Annotated in this window: 10 protein-coding genes and 1 pseudogene; 6 read left to right on the top strand and 5 right to left on the bottom strand. The window is 43.9% G+C overall.

Annotated elements, in window-relative coordinates; translation table 11 throughout:
• The 3 genes and pseudogenes from IM322_RS06655 to IM322_RS06645 all read right to left on the bottom strand — a co-directional run.
• A pseudogene (locus IM322_RS06655) lies at positions 1-254 on the bottom strand (tyrosine-type recombinase/integrase); the annotation flags it as partial.
• Between the two features lie 30 nt (positions 255-284).
• A complete protein-coding gene (locus tag IM322_RS06650) occupies positions 285-560 on the bottom strand; it encodes a hemolysin XhlA family protein (RefSeq protein WP_287674488.1) in 276 nt (91 codons plus the stop codon).
• A gap of 11 nt (positions 561-571) precedes the next feature.
• Positions 572-808 (bottom strand): hypothetical protein, encoded by a 237-nt coding sequence (locus IM322_RS06645; RefSeq protein WP_008199081.1) that lies wholly within the window; start codon positions 806-808, stop codon positions 572-574.
• Between the two features lie 226 nt (positions 809-1,034).
• On the opposite strand from IM322_RS06645, the gene IM322_RS06640 reads away from it, so the two are divergent.
• The 5 genes from IM322_RS06640 to IM322_RS06620 all read left to right on the top strand — a co-directional run bounded on the left by IM322_RS06640 (position 1,035) and on the right by IM322_RS06620 (position 6,004).
• Positions 1,035-1,547, top strand: a complete 513-nt coding sequence (locus tag IM322_RS06640) for a hypothetical protein (RefSeq protein WP_287674490.1) — start codon at positions 1,035-1,037, stop codon at positions 1,545-1,547.
• A gap of 234 nt (positions 1,548-1,781) precedes the next feature.
• Positions 1,782-1,964, top strand: coding sequence for a hypothetical protein (locus IM322_RS06635; protein ID WP_287674491.1), 183 nt, complete (start codon positions 1,782-1,784; stop codon positions 1,962-1,964).
• A 209-nt stretch (positions 1,965-2,173) separates the two neighbouring features.
• Positions 2,174-2,380: a hypothetical protein gene (locus tag IM322_RS06630; protein WP_287674492.1), complete on the top strand. Its 207-nt coding sequence runs from the start codon at positions 2,174-2,176 to the stop codon at positions 2,378-2,380.
• A gap of 59 nt (positions 2,381-2,439) precedes the next feature.
• Complete coding sequence (locus tag IM322_RS06625; protein WP_287674494.1) at positions 2,440-2,811, top strand: hypothetical protein; 372 nt, start codon at positions 2,440-2,442, stop codon at positions 2,809-2,811.
• A complete protein-coding gene (locus IM322_RS06620; protein WP_287674496.1) occupies positions 2,804-6,004 on the top strand; it encodes a hypothetical protein in 3,201 nt (1,066 codons plus the stop codon). The genes IM322_RS06625 and IM322_RS06620 overlap by 8 nt, the downstream gene beginning before the upstream one ends.
• Before the next feature lie 309 nt (positions 6,005-6,313).
• Here IM322_RS06620 and IM322_RS06615 read toward each other — a convergent pair whose 3' ends face one another.
• Positions 6,314-7,096 carry a hypothetical protein gene (locus IM322_RS06615; protein WP_287674499.1) on the bottom strand — a complete coding sequence of 261 codons (783 nt, stop codon included), beginning with the start codon at positions 7,094-7,096 and terminating at the stop codon, positions 6,314-6,316.
• 669 nt (positions 7,097-7,765) lie between these two features.
• Between IM322_RS06615 and IM322_RS06610 the strand changes: the two genes are divergently transcribed.
• Entirely contained in the window at positions 7,766-8,332 is a 567-nt protein-coding gene (locus tag IM322_RS06610; RefSeq protein WP_287699030.1) for a hypothetical protein, read from the top strand.
• Positions 8,333-8,396: 64 nt separating this feature from the next.
• Here the strand turns inward: IM322_RS06610 and IM322_RS06605 are convergent.
• On the bottom strand, positions 8,397-9,243 hold an 847-nt coding region (locus tag IM322_RS06605), incomplete at its 5' end, for a tyrosine-type recombinase/integrase (RefSeq protein WP_287713154.1).

Genomic DNA, 9,243 nt, shown 5'->3' with positions numbered 1-9,243 from the left:
TCTTTTTTGATTAAATCCCCCTTATAGCGAGAGACTAGGGCATAAGCCCCATGGCGATCAAGCGTTAGAAACTTCCCCAATTCCGTACCCAGATCAGCGAGAAAATTCTCTATGTCTTTTTGGTACACCCGGCGGGTATGAAGCGATCGCTTAGTGTTTAGCCAGTCACTTAGAACCGTATCCCAGTCTATGGAAGGGGAAACAGGGGATAGGTGAGATAGTTTTGGGTTAATTGGTACAATTCGGCTATTCATGTAGCGAAAATGGTCATTATCAACACATTGCTAAGGATTCCCAGAAAAAAAAGATCGCCACGCTGCTGTTCCGATCGCTCCTGCTAAAAGGACGATTAATGTCCAGACCTGATTTTTCTGGGTTCCCTCTACCTTTTCGAGCCTTTTATCCATGCCCTCGACTTTCTCAGTCAGTTTGGCTTGTCCTATTTCTATCTTGGTTAGCCGTTCGTCAATTTTGTCGATTTTGTGGCTAACTTCCTTAATACTGTCTTTGATTTCCCTGAGAATGGCTTCAAGGGAATAGGTCACGGTTTCGTTAGACATGAGCTAAACTCCTATCTTTTCGTTGATGCGATCTCTCTTACCAATTCAGCGCGTAGCGATGCGATCGCCGCTTCTATTTTTTTATCTACTGTGTCCATATCGTCTAGGGTTGCCTTCCCTAGTGCCGATTCAATAAATCGGATAAGTTCACCGCTCGCACTATTGCCGCGCTTCTCAGACCACTGCTTAAATGCTTCCCAGTCGTCTTCATCGACTCTAAAAGTTGCCAGAATTTTATTTTTAGCCATATTCTATACTTCTGTCTATAATGTATAGATTATAGACTTTAATCTATTGTCCTGTATATAGGAAAAACTGTTTAATCGGGTCACTGTCTATAAGAAACTTATATATGTTATGTATTGATATATATCTAGACTTGATTATATACTAAAGATATAAACCAAAAGCGACCGCTACCGACTACCAATCAGAAAAGCGATCGCCTATCATCCAAAAAAGGATATCTCTATTATGCAACTTATCGAAGCAATGGCAACCGACCGCGCCCGCCGCGTAAACACTAAATACGGTGAGAGAACCGTTATCGACTGTGTAAGACGCGATACTGGGGAAAAAGTGACCGTATGGCGCGGTGGTGACGATGATTACTCTCAAAAGCACGTTATCCGGAATGCTCGCTTAACTTTAACCCTCGATAACAAGGGTAAATATAGTCTCGTTGAGTATCCCAACTTAGTCAGTCTAGGACAACCTCTCCCAGAGTCACCCGTGCCAGTTAAACCCGTTAGTCGGCATTTAGCAAGCAATAACCCTCCTATCCCAAATTACAACAGCGAGAAACCTAACGAGAGCGAGTTATCACCCAATCAAAAGCGTGAAATAGCCAATTATGTGCAAGAAATGGCAAAACTTTATAAATATTGTCTCGATCAAGTTGAGTCAACCATCGGGGTTGAGGGAGAGGATAAACGAGCGATCGCTACCACCCTGTTTATCAGCGCTCAAAAGAAATTCGCACTCTAGATAGATAGCAATCGGGGGGATACCCCCCGATAGGAGACAAAAAGGCTAAAAATCGACAAGAGGCTTTATCTTTTCTCGATGATTTGTATGCCAATATCACCATCGAAAACGACGGAAAACGAGAGATAGAGATAGTCGATGATAATCTTTCTCTAATTGAATTTAACTGGGAATTAAAGGATTAATTATCAGTTATCAGTTATCAATAATTAACACCCATTAGGAATAAGAAAAATGACCACAACCACAACAGCCCCCGCCGGCGATCTCATTCTACAAGCGACTGGACAGGTTAAAATTTTGCGATTAGCCCTGACCCATCTCTCAGACAGTGGCTCGATCGATTTCTCCTTTATTGATCATTGCCACGAAATTGAAGACAAGCTAAAACGGGTTTACGAACTTACAGAAGGCTAAAAATCAGGGGAACGCGATCGCTACTGTTGGCAATGCCCAAAAATGGGATCTGTCTAGAGATGGACCGCGCTTGCCTTACCCGCATTGGTGATCGTTTACCCAGTACCTTAGCTTTTTGAAAATCTCTCGATGGGGAATTCCCCATCGAGAGATAAGTCCTCAGAGTTCGAGAGTAAGATCAATCGACTAGGAATGTTTAAAGGGAAATTATGCCACTGCTTAAATATCAACTTCTAGCCCGCCCAGCGTTTAACCCAGAAATCGACGACCGATCCAGCAAGCTCGCAGTCAGAATTGGCGAGTCAGAAGCTAACAAGGTAAAAAGCCTAGCGGAAGCGCAGGGGGGGACTGTTAGCAGTTACTTGCGAGAAATACTCCGCCGTCACTTAGCCTCGCAAGCGATCGAGTCAAATTAGCAAAAAACAACCCGGGAACACTTGGAATGTTGCCCGGGAAACTAAAAATAAGCAATTCTATGGTAAAACAAGAGGGTACTTTATACCTTAAAACTCCCTACAATGCCTTAAAATCCTTTAGCGATCGAGAAGATTTATCACACACTAGCCATTATAGTAAATCTTACCACAATTCATTATCGTCTGTAAACTGTCCCCGATGCGGAAAATCAGGGGAATTGGCAGAAGATGGGATAGTCCGCGCCCTCTACCGATGCCGATCCTGTGGGATGTTTGCAAAGGTAAAGCCAAAGCGATTACACGGATTGAGGCAATTGATCGCCTGTCAGGAACTCACAACAGCCTTAGAAATCTTAGAAGTTGCCGGGCATAAAGATCAGGATGCGATCGATGCCTTGAATCTCTATCGGGGGGTGGTGAGCCATGCTTAAAGCTTTCAATCGCTCTAACCTATGCCCAATCTGTGGGGAAGCTTCCCCCGATTGTCGCTACTCTACCGATGGGGAATTGGTTCTATGTCACGGTCACATCGACTTCGATCCACAGCATCCAGAATGGCATTACTTAGGGGTTTCGAGTAATGGGGTGTGGGGAAAATTTGTTCCCAGAAAAGATAGAGACTTCGATCGCACGGAATGGTTAGAGAAAAAAGCCGCGCGGGAACGGGAACGATTAGAACGGGAAAAAGAACACGCTAAGAATGCCCTGAGTATCCCGGATCGAGACAAGGCTCTAAGACTGCTATCGCAATCGCTAGGATTAAGCCGCCGGCATAAGCAGTCTTTACTGGATCGAGGACTATCTCAGGAAGCGATCGAGTCAGGTTTATTTTTCTCTATCTACCCCGATGACCCGGTACCAGCCGATATTCCCCGCAACCTACCGGGCGTGATTAACGGTAAGATAGCGGCCAGTGGTGTGGGTATCGCTTGTTTAGCGTTCGATGGGGAGGGCCGGGCGATCGGATACCAGATAAGGTTAGAGAATGTCACCGATTCTAAGTACCGATGGGCCAGGGGGTTAACTTCTAGTCACTTAGCTGATCATGAATTACCCATAACAGTTATCCCCAATGGCAAGGAAAGCGATCAAGTCTGGTTAACTGAGGGTATCCTTAAGCCTTTTGTCGATGCCCATAAGCATGGGCTTAATGCCATAGGTGCAGCCAGTGGGCATTTCTTAGGTAGTCCCAATCAGATTAAAGAAGCGATCGGACCCTATCGACAATTAATTTTATGCCCGGACGCGGGGGACATAAATAACCCTCAAGTGATGCTGAGATGGTCTAAAGAGATTAAATTTTTGGAATCTCTAGGGAAGTCGATATTAATCGCATGGTGGGGACAAAAAACCAAAAATGATGACGATATTGATGAGTTAGCGAGTCTAGATCAGGTAGGATTTATCACGCCTAGCCAATTCCTTGAAATGGGGAAAAGCGATCCTTTACCATTCTGGGAAAAGGTTAAAAGATTAGTAGCAAGAGATCGGAAAAAAAATAGAAAACCTTTACCCTCACCCTTACCGACTAAACGAGAGGCAAAAATCTATGACCGCTCTAATCGATTAAATGAATGGGCATCGGGTAAATATATCTTAGATACTTCCCCAACTGGAAGCGGAAAAAGTCACGATGCAGGCACGCTAAACCCTGACAAGCTAGGGGTTAACGACATTTTTTATATTACTAATGACCCTCGAAATGTCTCAACCCCAACGTTAAAAGAATGGACAATATCAGAGGGTCGTCACGCTGGGCTATACCGTAATGAATTGGGTGAGATAAGAACACGAAAAAGGAAAGATTCACTTGATAGATTCCAAGAGAAAGATTTACGGGCTAATTGCGCTCGTCCCTTTACTCATGCGGCCTTAGCTAACCAAAATATAAGCCACGGAATAGAATCATCGACTATCTGTCAAGGTTGCCAATTCCTTGAATTATGCCGGTCGGGTAAGGGGGATTATGATTACTTACAAAAGCGTGCCATTGCATTGAAATCTAAGCGATTAATCGCTCACCCGGCAAGCTTACCACTGCCTAAGTCTCTCGATCCTGAAAATGGGTTTAATTATGGGAATACGGCGTTAATTTTCGAGGAGAGTGAATTATCTTTTAACACTACCAAAAAGGTTACGGTATCAGAGAAAGATATTACAGCCTCGATCGCAACCCTAGCGGAAAGGGATAGTGATCTTTTCCTATCTCTTAAGCCTTTACTTTCTGCCATTAAGAAGCTTCTCTCGGAAAAGCAGTCTAATCGCTATGGAATTGACGGCAAAACTTTAAGAGAGAAGCTTTTAGGGCTAATTCCTAGTAATCTCGATTTAAATCGCCTAAAAGAAGCATTAACCCCTAATTTAAGCTTCCTTGACCCTATCTCTGAGATGGGGGAATCAATAGCTGATATGCCGATCGCAGTTCGCCGGGCATTCTCTGAAAAGGATAACAGCCTAGCGGAAAAAGCAGAAAATGAAGCTTTAAAGCAGTGGATACCTGAATTAATCAATGCTTTACAGGGTAAAGGCTATTTATCCCTTAATCATGGTATTTTATCGGTTTCCTTCCCAGATGAGAGATTGCAAGCGATTATAAATGAGGCCGCTAAAATCATCTTTTTATCGGCCACGGAATCGATCGAGAATCTGGAAGCCCGAACTGGCTTAACAATTGATCTGATTACTACCGGGGGGGGGATTCCAGAAAATATCAGGTTTATCCAAGTGTCAGACCTTGGCCGAATGGGTATTAATCGGGGGGAAGGTCAAAAGCGACGATCTAAAGTCATCCTTGATCATTATCGGGAAAATGACCCCGATAACACGGCTTTTATCAGATTCCAAAGTCACTGCAAAGATGAAGGGGATGAGACAAGCCTAAGACATTTTGTCAATTCTCAAGGGACTAACTTAATCGCGGGTAAACACCGGTTAGTAATCGATGGACTACCTACACCTAACTTAGAAGCGTTACGGCATGATTACAGCATTAGCACGGGTAATGACCCCTATGGCGAAGACTTCGATCGCTATGTCCATCATCAAATTTTGAGAATCATTAAACAAGAGATAGGAAGGTTAAGGGCTAATCTTTACCCAGATCGAATTTTCGAGGTTGTACTGCTTACCGACTATGATTTTAGCGGCCTTATCCCTGCTAACCAGTTAAAGCAGATAAAAGCTCATGAGATAACCCCGAACGCTGAAAGTGTCAAAGAACGGACTAAGCGGCTAATAGGTGAGGCTGTCAGTCAGCTACAGGAAACCGGGCAAAAAATAACCGAGCGGGCCGTCGCTTCTTTAGCAGGGTTAGCAAGGAATACCGTTCACCGCGCCCGGGAGTTCTTAGATGAAATTTTGGCCACAATTGCTATAAGTAACCCATATAGTAAATGTGGCCAAGCGGAAAACCTTACCCAGACTGACATTGACCTAATTAACGATGCTGTGTCCTATGTAGAGGCTGCCGGTGAGGACTCACTCCTAACGGAATTTGAGGCCCTCCTAGAGGTATTCGATCGCAGTCAGTGGTCAAATTTATGGGGATTTATACCTATTCCGATAAGAGACAAGCTTCTTAATCAGCTTTTAGCGATCGCCCACGTTACTGCTTTATGTGCATAAAAGCTAACTTATCCCCTCTCGGAAAATGTTCTATTTCCCCCTTTTTAGGGCATTTTCGAGGTGAGAAGTGGGTTAGGGCTAATCTTAATCAATTGAGGTAAAATCGCCGTACAAAAGCGATAAAAACTCAAAATATGAACAATCAAATTAAACCACTGGAACGCTTAAAATTCCTACCTGCTAAAGCTTTATTAGGTGAGGATGAATAAGGTAAAATCTTAATCGATGCAATCGTTAAAAATCCAAAGATTGAAAATAGATTTAGCGTGTCAGTGGGGAATTCCCCAGTGACACTTTGAAAAATTAGGCTTAATTTTTTTCGTACCAAAACCGACCGCGAAGTTCCCATTTATCCCTGTATTTTTGAGTAGGTTCCCCCTTTTGTTTCCATCGAGTGATATTGCTTTTATCGATTCCTAGATGCCGGGCCAACTCACTATCAGTTAATCCTTTTTTTTTAGCCGGTGAGGAAGACTGATCGGTTATGTCCCCGATCGCACCCGTTACCGTTCCATCGATGGAAGCGATCGCCGGTTGATCTGGTGGTGACGGTGGTGAGGGTGAAACTTCCGGGGTCACGGTTTCGATCGCCGGTCGGTCCGGTGGGGAAGGGGGAAGGGGGGAAGGTTCCCCGGTGGGAATTGGGGAATGATCGGCGATCGAAGCCGATTGCTGTAACCTTAGCAGTCTTTCCATATTTTCAATCCGTGCCAGTAAATCACTTGGTAAATACTCAGGTATTATACTAGGTAACTTATCAAGTATAATACTCTCTACCTTACCCTCTAAGTCAGTTACCTGACTAGGGACGGTATCAGGCGAATTAAGCTTTTTTTCGAGAATCTCATCGATCTTTTTCTTGATCGCATCCTCACTAAATTTACTAGGTACGGTATCGAGTATAGGACTACTCACTAACTCAGGGTTATAGGCTAAAAGCTTCAATAACTCGATGATTCCAGTGCCAAGAGAGGGGTAAATATTACCTTCCTTATCCTTACGGGTGATACCGTACTCGTTACAGTACCCAGTAATGAAATCTTCTATATCCTTTGGTAGATAGCAGGTTACAGCCTTGTTTTGTGTAGTCATGGTAAGTTACCTAGTCGGTTACTTCTTTAGTCTAATACCGTACCTTACTCTAGTCAATGACCTATAAGATATAGTAATGTTTTGTAGTCAATTACCTAGTAAAGTCTGATTAATAGGTAGTTGACTTAGGTAAGTGACTAGGGTATTATAGAGATATAAGGGGTTGAGAAAACCCTAAAGTAAAGAGATTGCCAAGGAAAACATTCGACGGTGAAAAGTGCTGGGACAAAGGGAAATATTTGTCTTAGGTGCAAGTCCAAACGGGCGAGTTAAGTGTGAAGAAATTCCGAATAGAACTAGCAAGAGTTGGACTCTTTGATAATCCAGTAGTCTATTATTCCCTGCGACTGATTAAATTCAACTCAATCTCTTTACTTTAGGATTTTTTAATCCTAAACGCCCAAAAGCCTTGATACACCTGACTTTCAGGGGTCGGAAAAAAAATATCAAAAATATTTTCCCAAACCCCTTATATCTCTATAATACCTTACCGTACCCTAGTAAGTGACCTATAAGATATAGTAATGTTTTGTAGTCAATTACCTAGTAAAGTCTGATTAATAGGTAGTTGACTTAGGTAAGTGACTAGGGTATTATAGAGATATAAGGGGTTGAGAGAACACCACAGAAAACCCCGCAGAACCTAGAAAACTAAAGAGGATTAAAGATATGCTATTCGCTTCCAAGATTTCCGAAGTTACCGCAACGATTTCTCAGATTTCCCACGAAATCGAGGATTTACAGGCACGGATCGAAGCATTACGAATCGAAAAGCTTGAATTGGAACAGTATCAACAGCAACTCGGATCGGCTGAGAATGCTTCCGAGAGTGCGATCGAGCAGGTAAAAACGGCACTGGCAATGATTAAAGCCATTAGCCCATCAGAACGAGAAACCTTCAAGGATGCCCTAATCTCGCTGTTTACCGATGAGGGTGACATTCCCTTACTGGCAAGCGCCGAACCCGATCCCGAACCCGAACCGTCGGATGATGCGATCGAGACTTCCCCCAATGGGAACGGTCACAATGGTCACAATGGGAACGGTCACGCCATTGACATAAATGCGATCGAGATAGGGGTCAGTGACCTCACAGCTTCCCTAAACAAGTTAGGAATCAATGAACTGCGAAAACTAGCCAAAAAACACCGATTAGATAGTAAGGGTGCGAAATTCATCCTGATTCACCGATTAATCGAGTCTGGCATCTCAGAAGCTGATCTAGTGGCAAGTTAAAGCGATAATCACCCCGACCGATCGCGACGGTCGGGTGCAATCCTCTAAACTAAGGTGCAATCCTCTAAACTAAACTATCTAAAATATCGGTCACTTCCCCTTGATGGTTTCGCCGGTTATCGTCATAAATCAGCAAAGTGTTAAGGCTAGAATGGCGACTCAATTTCTGGACTCTCCTAACATCCCCCCCGGTAGCTTCTAGGGCTGCCGTGATAGAACTATGGCGTACCCGGTGAGGACTCATAGGCTTAGTAATACCGGCGGACTGACAGCGAGATTTAACAATGTCATAGATAGCTTGAGGGCATAGGCGGCCGTCCCTGTAGCCGATGTTCACAGAACAAAATAAAGCCTTATCGGGTTGATGTTCCCCCCTTGCCTCTAGCCATGCCTCGATCGCCGTGACCGTGCCAATTCCAAGAGACACAATCTCTGATTGAGTCCCCCGTCCCTTGCCAAAAATCCTTAAGGTTTTAGCTACCGGGTCAAAGTCAGCGATCGAAGCCTTAGACACTTCTGATCTTCTCAGGGCATTACTCCAAAGAAGCATCATTAGGGCATAATCACGGATACCCTTAAGGGAAGTGCGATCAATCCCCCCTAGCACTCGCTTAAATGCCTCCGGGTCAATGCCCGTGGTATCTCGATAAGCACACAGCTTCTCTCCCTTGACCGCTTCTAACATAAACTCACAGTGACCGCAATTGTAAGCGAATGAGACTAAAGACTTGATAGCGGCTAATCTTCGATTAATAGTTGCTGATTTTAGTTCTTTTTTGATTAAATCCCCCTTATAGCGAGAGACTAGGGCATAAGCCCCATGGCGATCAAGCGTTAGAAACTTCCCCAATTCCGTACCCAGATCAGCGAGAAAATTCTCTATGTCTTTTTGGTACACCCGGCGGGTATGA

This window comes from Microcystis sp. M109S1, assembly GCF_020247025.1.
In the GTDB taxonomy this organism is placed as follows: domain Bacteria; phylum Cyanobacteriota; class Cyanobacteriia; order Cyanobacteriales; family Microcystaceae; genus Microcystis.
This window is presented reverse-complemented; position numbering and strand designations above follow the sequence as displayed.